The following is a 21,401-nucleotide window of genomic DNA, read 5'->3' on the forward strand; positions in this document are numbered from 1 at the left end:
GGTAGTTTAGAAAGGCTGATTGATCATCACTTGTTTTTTAACCGGGCACCAATACCAGCCTCTTCAGGCACTTCAATCACCCCGTTTTCTTTGTATATCATTCCCCCTTCAACAGGATCTTCACTAAACATCAGTGCTGTATCAAAATCAAAATAAATGATCTGATCGCTCGATAAAGCCAGGTGTGCAAAAGCCGTCATAGCAATACGCGACTCCAGGAAAGCGCCGATCTGGATCTTGATATCATAAGCTTCAGCCAGCCTGATCATCTTTAAGGCTTTAAAAATGCCCCCGCTTTTACCTAATTTAATATTGATCAGGTCACAGGCCTTTAAGTCAATCAACCTTTGCACATCATTGTGATCGCAGCAGGTCTCATCGCTCATAATACGAACGGGACTTTGCCTGCGTATTTCGGGCAATTGCATAAAGGCCCATCGGGGCAACGGCTCTTCACAGTGCTGTATATTAAAGGGTGCCAAAGCTTTTAATGTAGTAATGGCTTCCTCAAATCCCCATCCCTGGTTGGCATCTACCCTTAAAGGTATTTCATATCCCACTGCTTCACGTATAGCCCGGATGCGCTCTACATCACTGGCACCACCCTTCCCTATTTTTACTTTGATAACCGGGAAACCTGCCTGCTTTATTTTTAATGCATCCGCGGCCATCTTTGTTGCATCTCCAACACTTACCGTATAATCTGTTTCAATTACTTTGCTTTTCGATCCACCCAGGTATTGATACAAAGGTAGACCGGCTACCTGCGCAGCAATATCGTATAACGCCATATCAAATGCGCTCTTGACGCTGTTGTTACCATAGATAATACTATCCAATTCATTTACACGATCCTCAATTTGTAAGGCATCTTTCCCTATCCATATCTTCTCAAAATATTTTGCTACTACAAGGGCAGTATCCGCACTTTCCCCGTTAATACTCATAAACGGGCTGCATTCTCCCCAGCCGGTAATACCTGTTTCGGTATGAACTACTACTACCACATTATCGGCGCTATAAATCGGTCCTAATGATATAATAAATGGCTCTTTTAAAGGAACAGATAGTTTGTGCAGTTCTATTTTCGTGATCAGTGCTTTATCCATACGCTAAACTTACATGAAATTTTTTATTCGAAACAACAGACGTGCTAAAATGCAGATATCTTCATTTTTTTCACCGCAAAGAAATGAACGCGCAGAGATTTACGCTGAGGTATCACTGTTTCTGATATAGCTGAACCTGATTTCCTATGTTTGTTTTCCGACGGTAAATATCTTAACCGCGAAGAAACGAGGACGAGAAGGATACGCAGAGATTATCGTGCTACCCAGGAAAGTAAAATACGTAATTCAACCCCTCTGCGTTGTCTCCGCTTATCCTGCGTTACCTCCGCCTCTCCCGTTCTCCTGCGGTTAACCAACATTCTAAAACACGATGCCCATAAAACAAAAGACAGGCCGAAGCCTATCCTTTCTCCAAAAGAGTACGAAAAATTAAACTATTTAACGAGTTTCAGTTCTTTGATGATATTGGAAGCACCACCTAATTTATCAATACACCATAATACATAGCGGATATCAACATTAATGGTTCTGTTCAGATCTTTGTCAAAAGCCAGTTTATGGCTTAAAGCCTCATAGTTACCATCGAAAGCCAAACCGATCAACTCTCCATTAGCATTGATCACCGGAGAACCGGAGTTACCACCGGTGATATCGTTGGAAGATATAAAGCCGATCACCAGGTCTTTACGAACCGGGTCTGCATACTGACCAAAATCTTTCTTCTTAATCAACTCAATCTGCTTTGCAGGAAGGTCAAATTCGTAATCGCCCGCTACATATTTCTCCAATAAACCTTTAGATGTAGTAACGTAGTCATACGAAACAGCATCTTTGGGCTTGTAAGGTTTTACCTGTCCATAGCTTACGCGCATCGTAAATGTAGCATCGGGATACATCATCTTTGCTTTAGCAGCATCCATCTCTAATACACCCTTCAGGTATATTCTTCCATAGTCATTGTTTTTAATAGTGAATTGCTGATACGCCGGATCAAAACGTGAACGATAGTTATCAATAAATGCGGCAGCATGTTTAACGGCAGGATCGTTATTGATTTGCTCTGCATTACCAGAGTTTACCAATGCGGCCCATTTAACATCATCAAATACTGCAGCATTTTTAAATACGTCAGCTGCGTATTTTTTGTAAGTAGTCATGTCATCCAGCGAGCCATACTTCTGTTGTAAAGCTTCAAAAAAGCCTTTAGGCTGCTGGTCTTTTTCTACATTATCATAAAACATTTTAGTGGATGCGGCCAGTATGTTTTCATCAGAAGGCCTGTCCTCGGCTTCCAGGAAGGCAGCCCTCCGGGTATTGAGCTGTTTTTTTGCCTCGTCTGTTCCTGCATTTTTGGCGGTAGCAGCCATTCTTGCACTTGCAGCAAAAGCCGCTAAGGGAGAACCTAAAATACCTTCATTCAGGTACACTCTTTCTTCCGCATAAGGCTTCCAATCCTCATATGCTTTTGCCCAGTCTGCAAAAAGATTCTGGTATTCAGGCTTGCCTTTTGCCCAGGTATTAAACTTCTCTTCTGCCGCTTTCTTCTGGCCATAAATATCATATTTCAGCAATTGCTTGGTTTCTCCATCAAAAAACTTCCAGTAGTTGGCAATACCAGCATAGCTGGAAGCCAGTTTCAGTTTTGTTGCCGGATCTTTTTTCATTTCCTCAAACATGTATTTCAACCGCATGTCACGGGCCTTAACCAAGGTAGGGTTATTTACATCTGTAGCCAGCTTAATACCGTAAGAAGACTCATAGCGATTGGTACCGCCGGGGTACCCCCAGATCATCGCAAAGTCATTTTCTTTCACCCCTTTTAGCGAAACCGGTAAAAACCATTTCGGCTTTAAAGGCACATTTGCCGCATCATAAGTAGCGGGCTTATTGTCTTTGTTCGCATATACACGGAAAATAGAATAGTCGCCTGTATGTCTGGGCCACTCCCAGTTATCGGTATCGCCACCAAATTTACCTACACTCTCCGGAGGTGTGCCTACCAGGCGAATGTCTTTATATATTTCGTAAACAAAAGCCAGGTACTGGTTGCCTTTAAACATGGGGCTAACACGGCACTCGATGCTTTTATCTGCATCGCTGAATCTTTTATTGATGGCCATTACGACCTCCATTTGCTTGTTGGCCCGCTCAGCGCCAGACAAATTTCCAAGTGCATCCGTCACCTCTTTGGTCACGTCTTCTATACGCACCAGGAACTGAACCGTTAATGCCGTTTTAATTTCCTCGGCCTTGTTTTTTGCATAAAAACCATCCCTCAGATAGTTATGATCAACGGTGCTGGCTCCCGCAATAGCCCCGTAGCCACAGTGGTGGTTAGTAAAGATCAGACCTTCTGCACTTACTATTTCACCCGTACATCCGCCACCGAAAATGATGATCGCATCTTTCAACGAGCTTTTATTAACGCTATATAATTGCTCCTTAGTCAGCTTCAGGCCTTTTTTCACCATATCGTTATACACCTGCTGCCCTAATAAATGGGGCAACCACATGCCTTCATCTGCGAAGGATTTAAAAACCGTTGCTATCAGCAACAGCACCACCACAAGAGATCTTTTAAACATTATCATATAATTTGAATTGAATAGAAAACGCGTGCACATTATAAAATAGCGCATCAAACTTACAAAGAAAACGAAATGATCGGTTTAACCCGAACCGCTCATCAAATATCCACGTTTGAATACAATTTCACAATCAGGGCCTTTTGCTGCATTTATTTCACCTAAAATGATTTATTTTTATAGGGCTACCAACCCTTTTACCTTATGATTAAGAAAATATTTAATTTTTTGGCGGCTGCGTCAATAATAAGCCTTGTGCTTTACTCATGTAGTAAGAAAGACGTGATTGATAACGCACTACTATCTTGCACCTCCAATACAGCCCCGGCCAATGGCAGCAGTGTAAGCACACCCACTGTAACCCTTAGCTGGAAGGCGGTAAGCGGCGCCACCTCCTATGACATTTACATAGGAACTTCACCCTCAGCAATTAACCTGGTCGCTCCCGACGTTTCAGGCTCTTCTTATAATTATACTTTGCCTTCAGGCGCTAATGCTACTTACCATTGGTACGTAGTTCCTAAAGCCAATAATAAAGAAGCTACCGGATGCGCTTCATCTGTCACCTCTTTTACCTATGGCACCGCTCCTGCAACGACGACTAATATTAGTCCGGCTAACGGTGCAACTACTTTAACGAACAGCATAACGTTACAATGGAAGCATGCAAATGGCGCTACGGCCTATGACCTGTTTTTAGGTACCAGCGCTGCCACAGCAACCGTCATTGCCAGCAATCTAACCGATAGCTTCTATGTGTATAACCTCCCGGCCGGTACTTTATCCAACAACTATTATTGGTATGTACAGCCTAAAAACAGCCTGGGTAATGCACAAAACCCTGCAACAACGGCCACCTCGTTTAAATACCATTTAATAACACCACCTCCGGCAATGGGCTTTATGGTGATCCAGTACTTTCCTAGTTACAGGAGTGTGACGGAATACCCTGACCGTATGTTCAAAATGTGCAATGTGGTCAATTATGCATTTGCGCCCATTAATGCATCATCTACAGTAGATGTGCCGGCTTCCGCTACATTCAATGCACTGTACACGAAGGCCAAAACCAATGGGGCCAAAGTGTTCCTGTCTGTTAATGCCACAGCTGCTAATTTTATCCTGCTAAGAGACGCTACCCGGCGATCGACCCTGGTAAAAGACCTGATGAATAAAGCCCGCAGCCTGAGCCTGGACGGTATAGATATGGATTATGAGTACCCAAGAACCACCGACGGTACGGATACGGTATTTGCGTTGTTGATGAAGGAACTTTCAGACTCGCTACATACCGATGGCAAATATTACCTCTCTGCCGCCATTACCCCGGGCAGATATGCAGGTGCGGTAAGAGATGGGTTGAAAAATGAGGTATTTGCGTATACCGACTTTTTTAATGTAATGGTGTACGACGATTTCAGCACTAGTGTTCCGTATAAACACCATAGTAATATGGACCTGGTCAATTATTGCACCAACTACTGGATCAACACCCGTGGTATGCCTAAAGAAAAATTTGTGCTGGGCATACCTGCTTATGGTCGCAACTCCGGTGCAACACAGGTATCTACCTCATTTAAAACAATATTATCAACGGGCGCCCAGCTTGGACCTTCGCCTGTTCACTTATCAGATTCGGCCACTATTACCCGTACCGATGGCACAACCTTTACCACTTACTATACAGGCCACGAAAGCACTAAACAAAAAGCTTTATCGGTGAAAACCAACGGGGGCGGGTTCATGTTCTGGGAAATGGGACATGATGCCAACGACGATAACGCCTTGCTTAAAGTGGCTTGTGATGCCGTCGGAAAAACTTATTAGCCGGGTAATGCGTTTGTGCAGAACATTGTAATATATTCGCAAGCAAATATTGGTACTGCATGAGTTTACCCGCGAAGCATTTAAAAGTTAAAACCTCAACGATCCCACAATCAGGTAAAGGATTATTTACAGCTGTTGATGTTCCTAAAGGAGCCGTCATCACCGAGTATATTGGTCGCCGTGCCACCTGGGCTGATGTAGAAGACGATGCAGACAACCCCTACATTTACTTTATTGACGAGCAAAATGTAATTGACGCATCAAAGGATCTAAAGTCCCTGGGACGCTATGCCAATGACGCAGCAGGTCTTACGCGGGTATCCGGACTAAAGAACAATGCAGAATACTACGAAGAAGATAACCGGGTTTATATTAAAGCCAAAGCAGCTATTCCGGCGGGAAGTGAAATTTTTGTTTCTTACGGCAGGGACTACTGGAACCAGGTAAGAGATAATATTAAACTGGATGCTGCAGCAAAAAAGAAAGGTAAATAACTGCCGACGCTGCAGGAAACAGTACCCTATCCAAGCAACCCGGTAACAAAATCCGTACATGAACTGGCGATTCCTGGTCTTTTTGATTTTTTTTACAGGAATGGGCTACCAGGGTTCATCACAGGCAACCCGTATGGCCGAAAAGGAATTGCATTGCGCCAACCTGTACTCAAAAATTTTGGGGCTTCATTATTCGGACCCCGATAGTGCCGCTATATATTCCAATAAGTTTGAAAATGAGTTTAAACACCTGATTACAACTCAGCCTGCAACATTCAAATACCCTTTTTCGCAACTTGTTGATAGCAACTTTTGTTTTATCCAAACATCACCAGACAAAAACCTGAAAATTTATAGCTGGGGCACCTGGCTGGGTGGTACTATGCACGAGTTCCGAACCATCTACCAATGGAAACATAAGGGTATTGTACACTCAAAAATGCGCCCTGTTAATGGCGACATCGGGAGTTATTGTTCTAATATATATAATGTGGCGATTGCGGGAAAGTGTTATTACCTGGTAATTACCAATGCCATTTTTTCAAATAAAGACCATAGCCAAACTATTACAGCTTACACTATTAATGGTAACCAACTGGAAGATAAAGCCGCAATTTTTCACACTAACGGCAACGCCCTCAGCTCTATAAGTATCAATTTTGACTTTTTTAGTGTGGTCGATCGTCCTGAAAGGCCATTGAAATTAATAGCTTACAACGAGTCCAAACATGAACTTCATATTCCTTTTGTTGACAAAAACAACCAGGTTAGCCAACGCAAATTCATCTACCGGCTTACTGAAAAAGGGTTTGAATATGCAGGAATGCAATAGGCATTTCAGGCTTTTATCCCTCACTTTGAAGGTTCGGCGTATCTTTGCCGCCTATTAATTATTAGAACGTGGAGAAAAGTAACTTTGTAGACCAGATACGTGTTTATTGCCGCAGTGGGCATGGTGGAGCTGGTATTAAGCATTTTTTAAGAGATAAATTTACTGCCAAAGGCGGACCTGACGGAGGCGATGGCGGTCGGGGTGCCCATATTATTTTAAGAGGGAACCGCAACCTATGGACCTTATTGCATTTGCGTTATCACAAAAACATATTGGCAGAAGACGGTGAAAGTGGCGGTCATAATAAATGCACAGGTCGTAGCGGTAAAGATATTATCCTGGAAGTGCCGCTGGGTACCATTGTTATTGATGAAGAAACGGGCGAAAAAGAGGCAGAAGTACTGGAAGATGGTCAGCAGGTAATTTGGTTGCCAGGAGGAAAGGGGGGATTGGGTAATCACAATTTTGCCACTCCCACTAACCAGGCACCGGAACATGCGCAGCCAGGCATGCCGGGTGTTGAAGGCTGGAAAGTATTAGAATTAAAAGTGCTGGCAGATGTAGGACTGGTAGGATTTCCCAATGCCGGCAAGTCTACACTACTTTCAGTTATCACTGCAGCGAAACCCAAAATCGCCGATTATGCATTTACCACTATCACTCCTAACCTGGGTATTGTGGAATACCGCGATGGGCGCAGCTTCTGCATTGCTGATTTACCGGGTATCATTGAGGGCGCAGCAGAAGGTAAGGGACTGGGACATCGTTTCCTTCGTCATATAGAGCGAAACCCTGTATTACTATTCCTGATACCGGCAGACAGCAACGACCATCGGAAAGAATTCGAGATCCTGTTGAACGAGCTCGAACAGTATAACGAAGAGCTGTTACATAAAGAGATGCTGATTGCCATCAGTAAAAGTGATATGCTGGATGAGGAACTGAAACAAGCCATCAGCGCTGAGATGCCTGATAATATACCCCATTTCTTTATTTCATCTGTAGCACAGAAGGGATTGGTAGAACTGAAGGATGCCCTGTGGAAGGCACTGAATACCAAAGAAGAGGAATAAATCATTTTAGTAAAGAACGACAGGTTATTGCATTATTGCTTTATTTTTATACAATTCCTCTTAAATCGTATAAACATTATTGCTGATGAAAAAACTTGTCGTGCTTGCTTCCGCGCTGGTCGCTTTCGGCGCCGTATGTTCAGGACAGGCTTCCGTAAGCCAGCTCCTGACCGAAAATGAAACCAATCCTTTGGGATTAACCACTACTGATCCCCGTTTTAGCTGGCAGATCAGGAGCCCACAAAGAAATACCGTACAAAGTGCTTACGAGATCAAAGTCAGCAATGGTAAGAACACCGTGTGGAGTTCAGGCAGGGTCAACTCCGATTCATCCGTCCATGTAGCTTACAAAGGAAGCCCCTTACTGACCAATGAGAAATATCAATGGCAGGTAAAAGTGTGGGATCAGAACGGCAAAGGCTCTGCCTGGAGCGCCCCTGCTTCGTTTCAAATGGGATTAATAAGCCCGGCTGACTGGAAAGCCCGGTGGATTGAATCTCGCATAACAGAGACGCCATCAAGACCTTCGCAGCTTTTCCGCAAGAGCTTTTCTACCGGTAAAAAAGTAAAATCAGCTACTGCCTATATCACATCACATGGCATGTATGAAGCCTACCTTAACGGCAAACGCATTGGCGATGCCTGGCTCACTCCGGGCTGGACCTCTTACAACAAGAGATTACAATACCAATCTTATGATGTGACCCATCTTTTACAACAAGGCGTTAATACCGTTGGCGCAATGCTGGGCAACGGCTGGTACCGTAGCGTATTGGGATGGCAGAACAATGGTAATATTTACGGTAAAACACTGGGGCTGCTGATGCAGGTTAATGTTGAGTATACTGACGGCAGTAAAGAAACGGTTGCTACCGACGGCAGCTGGAAATCGGAAACAGGCGCTGTTACCTATTCGGAGATCTATAACGGCGAAACTATTGATGCCCGTAAAGAAAAATTAAACTGGAATACGAATGACTATGACGACGATAACTGGACTGCCGTACAGGTAAAAGATTACCCGCTTACCAATATTGTCACTACCGTAAACGAACCGGTTAAAAAGCAGGAATCGTTTAAAGCACTTAAAATAATCACGACGCCTGCGGGTGAAAAAGTTATCGACTTCGGACAGAACCTGGTTGGATGGGTAGAGATGAGGGTAACCGGTAAAGCGGGCGATTCCGTGTTATTATCTCATGCAGAAGTATTGGACAAAAAGGGAAACTTTTATACAGAAAACCTGCGCGCCGCGAAAGCTCAAAATAAGTACATCTTAAAAGGTGGAAGTGCAGAAACCTTTCATCCTTACTTTACCTGGCAGGGATTCAGGTATGTGAAAGTAGAAGGTTACCCCGGCGAATTGAAACCGGAGAACTTTACCGCCTACGCCCTGTATTCGGATATGAAACCAACAGGCATTTTCAATAGTTCAGACTCGCTGATCAACCAGCTGCAACACAATATTCAATGGGGGCAAAAAGGCAATTTCCTGGATGTGCCTACCGATTGTCCGCAAAGGGATGAGCGCCTGGGCTGGACCGGTGATGCGCAGGCATTTTCAAGAACAGCTTCCTTCAATATGAACGTCAATAATTTCTTTGCCAAATGGATGCGCGATGTGGAGGCAGACCAGATAGATGGACTGGTACCGCATGTAATCCCCAACGCTTTAGGTAAAGACGGTAATAGCGCGGGTTGGGCCGATGTAGCCACTATTGTACCCTGGGATATGTACATCGCTTACGGAGACAAACGCATATTAGCCACTCAATACAATAGCATGAAAGCCTTTGTAGAAAGTGTACGACGCACTACAAAAGATGACCTGTGGAACACTACCTGGCATTTTGGTGACTGGTTATTTTACCGTCCCTTTGATGATAACGATGGTAGCAGTGCTGTTACAGATAAACACCTGATTGCCCAATGTTTTTATGCGCACTCTACACAGCTACTGATCAATACCGCTAAGGTGCTGGGAAATAATGCAGATGTGACCACTTATACAGACTTGTTACAAAGAATAAAAGCCGCCTTTAATAAAGAATATGTTACAGCAACCGGCCGGTTGGTTTCAGGAACGCAGACAGCCTATGTTTTGGCCTTGCAGTTTGACATGCTGCCCGAAAACAGCCGCCAACAAGCCTCCGATCGATTGGTAGAAAACATTAAAAGGTACGGCAACCACCTCACAACAGGATTTCTGGGCACGCCCTATTTATGTCACGTTTTGACCCGATTCGGACATAGCGATTTGGCTTATACTTTGTTGATGCAGGATAGCTACCCGTCCTGGCTTTACCCGGTGAAGATGGGTGCTACCACCATCTGGGAAAGATGGGACGGTATTAAAACAGATGGTTCTTTCCAAACACCCACGATGAACTCTTTTAACCATTACGCCTATGGTGCTATTGGAGACTGGATGTACAGGAAAATGGTTGGGCTGGACACCTATGAAGATGGCGTGGGCTATAAGCATATACAGGTGAAACCGCATATCGGTGGCAAATTCACACATGCCAGTGCATCGTTACAAACTTATTACGGCACCTTAAGTAATGCATGGAAAAAAGACAGTACCCAGATAAGTATGCAGGTTGAAATTCCTGCTAACACCAGAGCGACTATCTATATTCCCGGGACTGATATAGGCAAGATAACAGAGAACAACGCGCCCTTATCTTCATCAAAAGGCGTTAAAATTACAGGCCAGGAAGATGGTTATACGGTGGTGGAAACCGGTTCGGGTAAATATACCTTTGCCGTAAAGCAATAAGGCGGCTCATTTAATTAAAAAGGCGATATGCATTAAAACGCATATCGCCTTTGTTGTCATATAGTGAACTTAAAATCTAACTGTATCCAGGTCTTTGCCCACAAGTATGCCATCTGTTGCTTTCAAATCAAATTTCAGATCCTGTTTAGCCTTCATCTTAATGATCAATAATTCGGTATTGCCGTTTAACAGTTGCTTTTTACCCACGTTAATGAAAGTAGGATACAGGGCTTTTGTACCATTCGTATGCAACCGGTCGTAAGTAAGGTTCTCCATTGCTCCGGTGTTGATCGTTTGTGTTCCAATGTATTCATACTTCTGTGCATCATAAGGCAATGCAAAACTCAAAGCATTTACACTGGCCAGGTTCTGCCCTTTTATTGTTATTTCAATGTTATCGCTTTTTTTATAGCTGGCCTTATCAGCGGTTAACACCAAACTGCCGTTCAGTTTTCCTACTGAGTCCCGTGATACTCCACCATCCAGCTGTGTTGTTACATTGGAAATATCAAACGCATCTATTAAATCATTTTTATTAATATCACCATTACTGATATAGCCTTCAAAGTCGCCATCTCCTTTACGCAAACCGGTATAGTTTGTATAAGAGGTGAGGTCATTATGATCGATTTTGCCATCATTGTTAATATCGCCCGGAATGTAACTCGCACTACCAGGCACTCTGAATACATAGATCTCCCTGCCTGATCCAAAATTGCCTACACCTTCTGTAACCTGGATTTTAATGTATCGGACTGTTGGTTTTGCAGCAAAAGCAAATTCTTTAACCTCGTTACTTCGCTTCCACTCAATCATACCGGCTTCTGTCCAGGATTTTTTATCCATACTATAATAGATCTTTCCTTTCAGGATCACACCGTTAAAACCACTGTTACGGGGCAGGTATTGCAACTTATCCAGTTGATTAACGCTTTTCAAATCCAGCACCAGGTCGAATGGTATAGCATTTTCTCCGTATTTCGTATGCCAGTTATTATCCTCATCAAAATCAAATAACTTACTAACGCCCTCACCACCCTGAGATGCAGCCGTACTATAACCTGAAATACCCTTAATAGCAAACTGCAAGGGGTTCATTTTGGTTTTGCCTGTTGCGGCTGTCCAAGCAGAGGAGCCGGTTTTATTTACAGCTCTTACCTGGAAGCTATAGTCAGATTCGGGTTGCAGCTCTTCGAGTAAAAAGGAGGTATCAATAATATGTGAATACAACATATTATTGAACAGCACTTCATAAAAATCAGCATTATATGTCTTCTTCCAGGAGGGTTGCAAACTGAATGCCTTTGCATTACTATCGATAACAGTGAAGCCGGCAACAGAGCCCAATACCCCGGTTGTTTTCTTAAACTGATTTTCAATATGAAAAGCAAATCCGCTTAAAGTCACTTCCACTTTATTCTTACTGATATCCGTAGCCGCCAGCTTTACCCATACCTGTGGATTTCTTGTAATTCGTTGCTTTGCAAAATCACTGCTGCTGGTAGCAAAACGGTTAAACTCCGGCGCCGCATTATAAAAATACACATTGGATAATACATTAAAATCAGCTACAGATGCCACCTGTTTCAATTTCACTTTCTTACTACCTACACGGACCATTATTTTTTTAGCAGGCTGAGAGACATTGATCCTCAGCACCGTTTCTTTATCTTTTACAAAGCCTTCAAAATGCCCTTTGGCGGGGTTGATAACAATAGAGACTTTATCTTTTGCGACGCTCATACTAATATCAGTTGTAACACCTTTACCAGCACGATAAGCTTCCGTTATGCCATCATCATCATACTCCGTAAATGCGGAAACACCTGCGGGGTATAACTCATAGATGCGTAGATTTTTATTGATCTCCTGTACATTATTATTCGCATTGGCCAGGGGAATAATAGCACCCGGCTTTACTAATACAGGCAGCTTCCAGAGCCGTGCGTTAAAATAGTTGATCACGCGGCCTCCTTCATACTGCTCACCGGTGAAATAATCTATCCAGGTTCCTTTAGGCAGGTAGATGCCGTGCCTGATATCGTTGCCTTGCTTATCTGCTTTGGTATCTTTATATACAGGAGCTATAAGGAATGACGGGCCATACATAAACTGGTAGCGGGTAGCAGCACTTAATGTATAAGGAGTCGTTTCATCTAAAAACATGGCCCTGATCATCGGCAACCCGTTTACGGCTTCCCTGGCAATTGAGTAGGTATAAGGTATCAGCTCCGACTTCCACTTCAAATAATTGCGGTTGATGGAAGTAGCAGGTTCACCCAATGCTTCAGGATACTTGGGATTCGATCCCCATCCATCCATATTCAATTGCATAGGTGTAAAAGTCTTCCATTGAAAATCGCGTACATTAACCGGTATGTTTTTGCCTCCGAATATACCGTCCATATCAGAGCTGATATTGGGATTCCCCGACAACCCAGATCCGATATAAGTAGGAATATGAAAACGGATATACTCCCATTGTCCCCCGGTTTGATCACCACTCCAAATGCCTGCATAACGCTGAGTGCCGGCCCAGCCATCTAACGAAATAATAAAGGGACGTGCATTCTTTCCATATTGAGAAGTGATCCTGGCCACATCCGCCACACCATTTAAACCAAAAGAATACCCTGCTCCCACCCAGGCCACATCTGTTTTCAAAACACGAACGCCCGCATCCCTCACTTCTTTTACAATATCCCGCTGCAGTAACGCGCTAACTTCATCTTTCGGGTGCAGGTCACTTTGTGTCCACAATCCTATCTCCACGCCATTTTTACGGGCATAGTCCCCAAAATTTTTAAGATTCAACACGTTACTATCTAAGGTTCCCGTTTGGCCATAGCCTGCGCCATATCCGTCATTGGGAAGCACCCAACCCAGTGGCATATCATTGCGTTTATAGCGGTCAATTACCGCCCTGGCCGAAAAGGGATAGTTGTTTGCCAGCTCGCCGTTCAGCGATTCTTTGATACCTCCATTGTCCTTCTGACTTTCTTTATATTTCTTTCCATCTTCAAATACAATACCCGTCGTATCTTCTTTCCAGTAGTCGCGGTTATAGGCATTCAAATGCCCCTGGTAAAAGGCAAATTTGGGCAACAATACCGGGTTACCGGTCAGCTGGTAAAAATCATTCAATAACGCAACGGCTCCCTTATTCACCATAAAAAACAGGTCGAGATAATTGGTCTCATGATCAAGCGTTACCACACCTTTTTCCTTTAAACCGAAATCATATTTTCCTTTTTTAAAAGTGTATCCCATTACGCCATATCCATTCGTGCTCCAGTAAAAAGGATTAGGTGATGCAACACCTCCGTCTGTCCAGCTATTTTGATTTTCAATAGCTATCGCCTTACCCTTGTGAGAAAAACGGCCATTCTGTACACCGCCTCCATAAAAATATTCATCAGCAGCTTCCTTCAGCTTTACAGTCGTTTTTGCTGCTTCAAAGCTTACCGGTTCAATAGACTGTACTATAGTTGTTCCATCACCCTTTAATATTGAAAACTGCGATGACGCTTTATCAAACCTGACAGTGATACTGCCGGTAGATATTGAAAAATATTGTCCCTGATCGGTAAGCGACAGTTTCGTAACCGGTTTACGCGGCTGATCCACGAGTATCTGCGCTTCTGGTTTCGCTTCTGGTACGCGCAGCTGTTTTGCAGCGCTATCAATAAATAACCTGAAAATATGATCGGCATAAAAATCTACGAGCATATGCCGGCCATTGCTGAGTTGCAGTTCCACTGTGGTTGGGTTAACCGTTTTAGCCGAAGAGATAATCGTATTGCTAATAGTTTGCGCTGAAGTGGAAGACATTGAACCGGCAAACAAAAGGATAAACAGTGATAGCGTATTAAAAACTTTTCGAAACATAATAGGTCCAATCGGGATGATTAAGATGTAAATAGCAAAAGTAGTTAATGCAATAAGGGATTGATCAATCTGCACAATCGTATGCGCAAATGCACATTAGCAATACCCTAACACATGGTAAAATAAATAATTGCTATTTTAGTGCCTCAACTAAACATTAACAACATGAAAACAAAACAGCTGCTAACAGCAACCATTGCAAGCCTATGCCTTTATACAGCGCAGGCTCAAACCAATAACAGTACCGGCAATACAGCCTTTCAACGGGATTTTGCTAAGCTTACTATTGAGCATTCCAATAAAAGCATTTTCAGTAACAATGCGGCAACCACTTTTAATTATAATGAGGAAAAATACCGCAAGTTTAAAAAGATGCGTACAGGAGGTATTATTCTTACAAGTGTGGGAGCAGGGCTTATCATTGGTGGAACGGCATTGATCATTGATGGTAATAACCAAAACGGCGGGTACAACTTCAATGGCGATTATTATGATGGTGACCTTACCGATGGCGATGGAAAAATAGTTGCCGGCGCTGTGGGCATTGTCTTTGGCGCACTTTCAGTGGGCGGAGGTATTACCATGTGGGCGATTGGGAACAAAAAAATGAAAAAATACGGCGGTGGACAAATGTCCGTTCAACCTACTAAAAACGGGTTAGGACTGGCCTATAAATTTTAGAACTTGAACGAAATCAACAAAACGGCTCATGGTTTAAACCATGGGCTGTTTTGTTGATCAATGATGATCATAACTTAAAACACGCTTTAGCTTCCAGTGTCCATCGTCTATTAACCATAAATGGGTGAATGCCGCGGTTCCGGTGTGCTTCCAGCCATTAGATTCTTTTATATAAAAAAGATGCACGCCTTCCTGGATAGCGCCATACAATACGCCATTGTTGTACATGGGAAATACTTTGAGGCTGCTATCTACCAATTCGCGTTTAGGCTTTACATTTCCGTTACATATATTTTTTTGAACCGATGCGATAAAAGCCGCTTTGCCGTAAGTAGGACCTCCCTTATCGTGATAAAATTCCAGGTCTCCACTAACTAATGTATCATAGGGAGAAAGATCACATTGATTAAACCCTACTTCAAAAATCAGGCTGTCCCTGTTCTTTAATGTTTTGTAAAGTTCAGAGGTTCTCCTTTCCTGTCCCTTAGCCAGGTTGGCTAACATAACAATACTTAGCAATAGTAACGCCCTGATCATTTTATTGTAGTTTAAAAAACCCATTATTCAGCCAGTTTCTTTTTTAAAGCTTCTATCTCTTTTTGCTTTTGCTCCAGCTCTCTGGTCATTTCTTCTTTACTTTTACTTCTCGAAGGACTTTGATTATAATGGTACACTTCGGCCGTATCAGCACCGGGAGGCGGTGGAGGCGCCGGCGCAGTGGGGGGAACCACTTTTGCGGAATCTGTTGTAGTAGAATCACCATCCCAGCGATAATTATCATCACCTGCTTTCCCGGTATTCTTTACCACAACCGTGTCATCATCACTCTTCAGACTGCCATCGCTTTGCATCGTGTAGTCTGTATTAGAACGATACCTCCTGATATTGTTGGAGATGTCTCTCGAGCTTCGAATTCTTCTTCTACCATTATTAAATTCGATATTAACATTACTCAGTTTGGAGAAAACCGTGTTGTCGATATATACCTTTTTACCTACCGGCACCTGCACTACTACTAACACATTCTGTGCCCTGTATTTACTACCCTTATCCACGGCGAAGCCTGCTGGCAAGTCCAATATACTATCAGCCGAACTCACCATATACTTTATTTTTTTTGCCCGGGCTAAAGCTTCCTCATCTGATTTACCCATTGCCTGTTTTACAATAGTTACGTGATAAAAACTATCCTCGCTTTTTTGAAAATCAAGATTAACGGCAGACAGTTTCAAAGTGTCCGCTGTAATACTAAATCCTTCCAATTCGTTGCCGTTATCGTTCAACCAGCCAAAATTGCCCTCGTATACCAACTCCGGCTCACTTACCTTAAAAATTAATTTCCCCTGCGATGGTTGCTGCACAATTGCTGTTTCTTCTGCTGATTCATATCTTTTAAAATCAGTTGAGATGCTGGCGAGGAAGAACATCAGGCATACCCAGCCGATAGCCCATAAACCGCCAAACGTCCAGTTTAAATAATTACCCGGTGTACGAATACTGATTACTCTTCTGATCAGCCAGATTATCAAACCCACTATCGGTGCTCCTATGAAAAGGATCAGCGTGCCCCAGCCCAGCATTTGCTGTGTTTCGCTGGTCCATAAGAAATTATTTACCGGCGCCCATGCAAAACCGCTAAACAGGAAAGTAAGGAATACAGCCAGTAAGGATACAGCAATGATACCACCGATGACAATAAAGATCGCCTTAAAGATCATGGCAATGACATAACCAATACCTCTGCCACTCTTCTGTGCCACATAAGTAAATTCACGACCGAACTGTTTTCCCCTGGTTTGCCCAAACTCTTCGGCACGTTTACCAAGATTCTCTGCCGACTCCTGCACTTCCTTGCTCCAGGTCTTCATGCGCTCGCCAAAATCGCCCATTGTATTTTGTACATTCTGCTTGATGGTGTTCACATCAATATTTTGTCCGCGCATTTCCATTTTCTGGTATGGCGTTAAAGCCTCGGGCAATACTATCCACAAAACGATATAGATGAAAATAAAAGTACCAGTCAGACCACTAAATATCAGGTTAGGAAAAAAATCAAAATCGTGACCGAACACATTTACTCCGTTTAAAATGCTTATGATAAGCGGCAACGCCAATATACCCCGAATGGTATTGGGGTTGATGTTGAAATAAGCGCTCATGCCACCGGCTACACCGCCAAACCATTTGTTATCCGGATCACGAAACATCCTCTTCCCTTTGTACGTATCAATGTTGCGGGCTGGTAAAAAGATCCATAAACCAATATAAATAAGAATACCCGTACCAAAACCTCCAAACGATACAATAGCAAATAATACCCTCACTACCGTAGGATCAATATTCAACCAGTTGGCGATACCACTACAAACACCACCCAGTATTTTGTTGTTGGAATCACGGTAAAGCCGACGCTTTTCATTCACGGTGAAGTTGGGCGTGTATCCCTGGCCCGGGCCTTGTGTAGCTGCATCAAAATCTTCAGGGCGGCCCATAGTAGCGATCATTTCTTCTACATCAGCATCCGTAATATGCGGAGCGCCCTTGCGTATTTTATCATTCATCAGTTCACCAAAACGCGCCTCTATATCCGCTACAATCTCATCCCTACCCTCTTCATTTTTAAAGTACTCACGGAGGCTATTGGTATAAGCCTGTACTTTTTCATAAGCAGCATCCTCTATTGCAATGCTTCTGCCGCCTAATGTTATGTTGATTATCTGTTTCATGTTATCTCGTTTGTTGGTAGTAGTAGTTTATATTGACGATGTTTGTGTTAATGTATTGACGGCCCCGGAAAGTTCGTCCCATGTTTGCTGTAACTCATGGTAAAAACTTTGCCCTTTTTCGGTTAGGGAAAAATATTTACGGGGAGGCCCGCCAGTACTTTCTTCCCAGCGGTAAGTTACCATTTCTGAGTTCTTCAGCCGTGTTAAGAGTGGGTATAAAGTCCCTTCTAATATATGTAAACCTGCTCCTTTCATTTCCTCAGCAATATCACTGGGATAAGCCTCTCCGCGTTTGATGATGGAAAGAATACAAAATTCAAGTATCCCTTTTCGCATCTGGCTTTGTGTATTTTCGATATTCATTGCTTGATAATGTGATACAAAGATATCGGCAGTTAGTAGTAGTAGGCAATACAAAGTACTGTGCGTGGCATAAAAAACTCGGTGAATAACGGAATAGAACCGGTAAACAGCAGATTTTTTTATGGACTCTTCAGTAAACAGTTGTCAACAAAATTGCCACGCCCGCCTGCCCGCCCGCCCGGATGAACATCCGTTCGGACGGGAATGAAATTCTTTCGGGCAGGCTCGCTTGTGCTATTATGCATCACCCATCCTATATAGACCGGCTATTACAAATTAATAGTTCGCTCAATGCCTGTCTGTTCCAGAAAATATTCATCATGTGAGACCACCAACAGGGTGCCTTTATACTGATTCACGGCGTGCGTCAGGATCTCAATATTCTGAATGTCCAGGTTGTTGGTGGGCTCATCGAGTACAATAAGATCAGGCGATTGATCTGAAATAGTTAAGCAACAAAGCAGCAAGCGCATTCTTTCACCACCACTCAGGGCCGCACAGGATTTATCCCAGTCATCTTTGCCAAACAAAAACCAGTTCAGCCTTATTTTAATCTCATGTTCCTGCAAAGCCCCGGTATTAAATTGTTGGGCCTGCTCGTATACTTTCAGGTGGTTATCAATCAACGAATATTCCTGGTCGATATATACAGCATGCCGGATAGCGCTAAACACTTCTTGCTCCGGCTTCAGATCACCGAGAATAATTTTGATCAGCGTGGTTTTACCCGAGCCGTTCGGTCCGCTTAAAGCGAGTCGTTCTCCACTTAACAGGCTAAGATTTAGTGGCTGCTTCCATACCTTTTCGGCACCATAATTAAAGTTAAGTTCGTCCACCTTAAACAAAAGCTTTCCTTTATGAAGATCAGAATCATCAAAGCCCAGCTTCATTTTATCCATATCCGGCATCGCCGATCGCAATTGTTGCAGCTCCTGCGATATGCCACTTATTTTCTCTACATGGGCCGACTTTAATTTGGAAGTACTGTTCTCCGCCTGGTTACGTAAGGTATTCATCATGATACGGGCTACGCCTGCCTTCTCCTGCTTGCTTTTGCCACGGGCATCCAGCTTTTGCTGCCGCTCTACGGTTTCCCGCTCTTTTTCTTTGGCTTTCCTTAAAGCCTTTTCCTTGCTCTGCAAATGGTCCTGCAATGCCTGGTCTGCCAATTGTTTCTGCTCCTTATAAAAGTCAAAATTGCCGCCATAAGTGGTAATGCCGCCGGCACTTAATTCAAGCATAGTGTTGAGCAGGTTCAATAGTTTCCTGTCGTGACTTACAATGATCAGGGTTTTGGAGGTCTGGCCGATAAAATCGTATAGTTGCTGCCTACCCGCAATATCCAAATGGTTGCCCGGCTCATCCATAAGCACCAATTCAGGTTGATGAATGTGAATGCCGGCCAGGAACACTTTCATTTTCTGGCCGCCGCTTAAAGTAGCCATACCTTGATTCATACTAAAACCACAAAGTCCCCACTGCTCCAAGGCTTCAGCACAACGCTCTTCTATCGTCCAGTCATCGTTCAACATATCCATATTAGCTTCCGACACATCACCCTCTAATATATGATGCAAGGCCTGTAACCGATCATGCACTCCCAAAGCCTGTGCAATAGTGAGGTGATTGTACTGTCCGAATACCTGGGGTATATAATAAGGGACCGCATCCGATTTAATTTCACCGGCAGCCGGTGTTAATTGTCCTGCAATTATTTTAAGCAGTGTTGATTTGCCGGCCCCATTGTTGCCGATCAATGCTACTTTTTGGCCTTTCTGAAGAGAAAAATGGAGATCATTAAAGAGAGGATCTTTATCAGGATGTAAATAGGAAATATGGTGAAGTGTAAGCATACTTCTTTCTTTTAAAAATTAAAAAATGGATAGCGTCATTAACGCTAAGACCCTGTCTCAATCAAAAAAAGAAATTGGTATTACATGCTACAGATCTGATTTGCAGACTGCAAAGGTACGATTTTTTCAGTATTATTGAAACGCGCACCGTACATGAACGAATTAAAGACGATATTAGCCTCTATAAATCACATTACACTTCAACATATAATCCGCACATCGGTGGCAATCTAAAATATCACAACATGAAAGTATTTATTACCAAACAAATACCCGATACAGGCATTCAATTAATAAAAGACGCAGGGCATGAAGTAACCATACATAATGAAAGCCTGCCCCTGCCACAGGAAGAGCTGATTGCACAATGCCTGCAACACGATGCGCTGGTTAGTGCTGGCTTTAATAAGATTGATGCGCATTTCCTCCAAACCTGTAAGCACCTGAAAGTAGTTTCTTTATTTTCGGTAGGATACGACAGTGTTGATGTTGAAGTAGCCACCCGTTTAAAAATCCCGGTTGGTAATACGCCCGATGTATTGAGCAGGGCCACTGCGGACATTGCTTTCCTGCTAATGCTGGCCGTAAGCCGTAAGGCTTTTTTTAACTATAAGAAAATATTAGACGGCAAGTGGCAGGGCTTTGAACCCATTGCCGATTTAGGCCAGGAGCTGTACGGCAAAACACTGGGTGTATTTGGGTTGGGCAATATAGGGTATGAAATGGCCATAAAATGTAAAGCAGCATTCGGCATGAAGATCATTTACCATAACCGTAAGCCCAATGCTAAAGCCGAACAGGAACTGGAAGCCACTTATGTAAGCTTTGAAGAACTATTAGCACAAAGCGATGTATTAACGCTACATGTTAATTTATCGGATGCAACAAAAGGCATTTTCAATAAAGAGGCTTTCATCCAAATGAAGCCCAATGCCATATTTATCAACACAGGGCGCGGGGGCTTACATAACGAAACCGACCTGAAAGAAGCTTTAGACAACGGTACCATTTGGGGTGCGGGACTGGATGTTACGAACCCTGAACCCATGGATAAAAACAACCCCCTGCTGACCATGCCCAATGTTTGTGTGCTGCCACATATTGGGTCAGCTACACGGGAAGCCCGTAATGGCATGGCGATTATGGCCGCAAAGAATGTGATTGCCGGATTAAAAGGGGCTCCATTACCCACCATTATAAACCCGGATGTTTATGATCAATAATGTA

14 protein-coding genes are annotated in these 21,401 nt (G+C 43.3%); 7 read left to right on the plus strand and 7 right to left on the minus strand.

All coding sequences use genetic code 11. From position 1 onward, the window contains the following. Positions 1–26: 26 nt before the first annotated feature. Both ACLOAU_RS03960 and ACLOAU_RS03965 read right to left on the minus strand, forming a co-directional pair. Positions 27–1,109, minus strand: a complete 1,083-nt coding sequence (locus ACLOAU_RS03960) for a mandelate racemase/muconate lactonizing enzyme family protein (RefSeq protein ID WP_427860544.1) — start codon at positions 1,107–1,109, stop codon at positions 27–29. Positions 1,110–1,504: 395 nt separating this feature from the next. Beyond that, the gene (locus tag ACLOAU_RS03965) at positions 1,505–3,655 is read right to left on the minus strand and encodes a S46 family peptidase (RefSeq protein ID WP_427860545.1); all 2,151 of its coding nucleotides are present in this window, start codon (positions 3,653–3,655) and stop codon (positions 1,505–1,507) included. 204 nt (positions 3,656–3,859) lie between these two features. Between ACLOAU_RS03965 and ACLOAU_RS03970 the strand changes: the two genes are divergently transcribed. The 5 genes from ACLOAU_RS03970 (at position 3,860) to ACLOAU_RS03990 (ending at position 10,663) form a co-directional block, all read left to right on the plus strand. Further along, a complete protein-coding gene (locus ACLOAU_RS03970; RefSeq protein WP_427860546.1) occupies positions 3,860–5,482 on the plus strand; it encodes a glycosyl hydrolase family 18 protein in 1,623 nt (540 codons plus the stop codon). A gap of 59 nt (positions 5,483–5,541) precedes the next feature. After that, a complete protein-coding gene (locus tag ACLOAU_RS03975; protein WP_427860547.1) occupies positions 5,542–5,976 on the plus strand; it encodes an SET domain-containing protein in 435 nt (144 codons plus the stop codon). Positions 5,977–6,034: 58 nt separating this feature from the next. Next, a complete protein-coding gene (locus ACLOAU_RS03980) occupies positions 6,035–6,808 on the plus strand; it encodes a hypothetical protein (RefSeq protein ID WP_427860548.1) in 774 nt (257 codons plus the stop codon). Between the two features lie 68 nt (positions 6,809–6,876). Beyond that, entirely contained in the window at positions 6,877–7,881 is a 1,005-nt protein-coding gene (gene obgE / locus ACLOAU_RS03985) for a GTPase ObgE (protein ID WP_427860549.1), read from the plus strand. An 85-nt stretch (positions 7,882–7,966) separates the two neighbouring features. After that, positions 7,967–10,663 carry a family 78 glycoside hydrolase catalytic domain gene (locus ACLOAU_RS03990; protein WP_427860550.1) on the plus strand — a complete coding sequence of 899 codons (2,697 nt, stop codon included), beginning with the start codon at positions 7,967–7,969 and terminating at the stop codon, positions 10,661–10,663. 69 nt (positions 10,664–10,732) lie between these two features. Here the strand turns inward: ACLOAU_RS03990 and ACLOAU_RS03995 are convergent, their stop codons facing one another. Beyond that, complete coding sequence (locus ACLOAU_RS03995; RefSeq protein ID WP_427860551.1) at positions 10,733–14,494, minus strand: TIM-barrel domain-containing protein; 3,762 nt, start codon at positions 14,492–14,494, stop codon at positions 10,733–10,735. Positions 14,495–14,716: 222 nt separating this feature from the next. Here ACLOAU_RS03995 and ACLOAU_RS04000 point away from each other — a divergent pair, with 222 nt between their 5' ends. Continuing rightward, positions 14,717–15,232, plus strand: a complete 516-nt coding sequence (locus tag ACLOAU_RS04000) for a hypothetical protein (RefSeq protein ID WP_427860552.1) — start codon at positions 14,717–14,719, stop codon at positions 15,230–15,232. A 57-nt stretch (positions 15,233–15,289) separates the two neighbouring features. Here the strand turns inward: ACLOAU_RS04000 and ACLOAU_RS04005 are convergent, their stop codons facing one another. The 4 genes from ACLOAU_RS04005 to ACLOAU_RS04020 form a co-directional block, all read right to left on the minus strand. After that, entirely contained in the window at positions 15,290–15,793 is a 504-nt protein-coding gene (locus ACLOAU_RS04005) for a nuclear transport factor 2 family protein (RefSeq protein WP_427860553.1), read from the minus strand. Continuing rightward, the gene (locus ACLOAU_RS04010; protein ID WP_427860554.1) at positions 15,793–17,958 is read right to left on the minus strand and encodes a PspC domain-containing protein; all 2,166 of its coding nucleotides are present in this window, start codon (positions 17,956–17,958) and stop codon (positions 15,793–15,795) included. The genes ACLOAU_RS04005 and ACLOAU_RS04010 overlap by 1 nt, the downstream gene beginning before the upstream one ends. Before the next feature lie 27 nt (positions 17,959–17,985). Then, entirely contained in the window at positions 17,986–18,321 is a 336-nt protein-coding gene (locus ACLOAU_RS04015) for a PadR family transcriptional regulator (protein ID WP_427860555.1), read from the minus strand. A 269-nt stretch (positions 18,322–18,590) separates the two neighbouring features. Further along, on the minus strand, positions 18,591–20,174 hold the full coding sequence (locus tag ACLOAU_RS04020) for an ABC-F family ATP-binding cassette domain-containing protein (protein ID WP_427860556.1): 1,584 nt from the start codon (positions 20,172–20,174) through the stop codon (positions 18,591–18,593). 245 nt (positions 20,175–20,419) lie between these two features. Here ACLOAU_RS04020 and ACLOAU_RS04025 point away from each other — a divergent pair, with 245 nt between their 5' ends. Next, positions 20,420–21,397, plus strand: coding sequence for a 2-hydroxyacid dehydrogenase (locus ACLOAU_RS04025; RefSeq protein WP_427860557.1), 978 nt, complete (start codon positions 20,420–20,422; stop codon positions 21,395–21,397). The last annotated feature ends 4 nt before the right edge of the window (positions 21,398–21,401 follow it).

This window comes from Paraniabella aurantiaca (genome assembly GCF_050309965.1).
Classification (GTDB): domain Bacteria; phylum Bacteroidota; class Bacteroidia; order Chitinophagales; family Chitinophagaceae; genus Niabella.

Coding starts and splice junctions, on each gene's coding strand:
- ACLOAU_RS03960 (WP_427860544.1), bottom strand. CDS start 1,109: ATGGATAAAGCACTGATCACGAAAATAGAACTGCACAAACTATCTGTT.
- ACLOAU_RS03965 (WP_427860545.1), bottom strand. CDS start 3,655: ATGTTTAAAAGATCTCTTGTGGTGGTGCTGTTGCTGATAGCAACGGTT.
- ACLOAU_RS03970 (WP_427860546.1), top strand. CDS start 3,860: ATGATTAAGAAAATATTTAATTTTTTGGCGGCTGCGTCAATAATAAGC.
- ACLOAU_RS03975 (WP_427860547.1), top strand. CDS start 5,542: ATGAGTTTACCCGCGAAGCATTTAAAAGTTAAAACCTCAACGATCCCA.
- ACLOAU_RS03980 (WP_427860548.1), top strand. CDS start 6,035: ATGAACTGGCGATTCCTGGTCTTTTTGATTTTTTTTACAGGAATGGGC.
- ACLOAU_RS03990 (WP_427860550.1), top strand. CDS start 7,967: ATGAAAAAACTTGTCGTGCTTGCTTCCGCGCTGGTCGCTTTCGGCGCC.
- ACLOAU_RS03995 (WP_427860551.1), bottom strand. CDS start 14,494: ATGTCTTCCACTTCAGCGCAAACTATTAGCAATACGATTATCTCTTCG.
- ACLOAU_RS04000 (WP_427860552.1), top strand. CDS start 14,717: ATGAAAACAAAACAGCTGCTAACAGCAACCATTGCAAGCCTATGCCTT.
- ACLOAU_RS04005 (WP_427860553.1), bottom strand. CDS start 15,793: ATGGGTTTTTTAAACTACAATAAAATGATCAGGGCGTTACTATTGCTA.
- ACLOAU_RS04010 (WP_427860554.1), bottom strand. CDS start 17,958: ATGAAACAGATAATCAACATAACATTAGGCGGCAGAAGCATTGCAATA.
- ACLOAU_RS04015 (WP_427860555.1), bottom strand. CDS start 18,321: ATGAATATCGAAAATACACAAAGCCAGATGCGAAAAGGGATACTTGAA.
- ACLOAU_RS04020 (WP_427860556.1), bottom strand. CDS start 20,174: ATGCTTACACTTCACCATATTTCCTATTTACATCCTGATAAAGATCCT.
- ACLOAU_RS04025 (WP_427860557.1), top strand. CDS start 20,420: ATGAAAGTATTTATTACCAAACAAATACCCGATACAGGCATTCAATTA.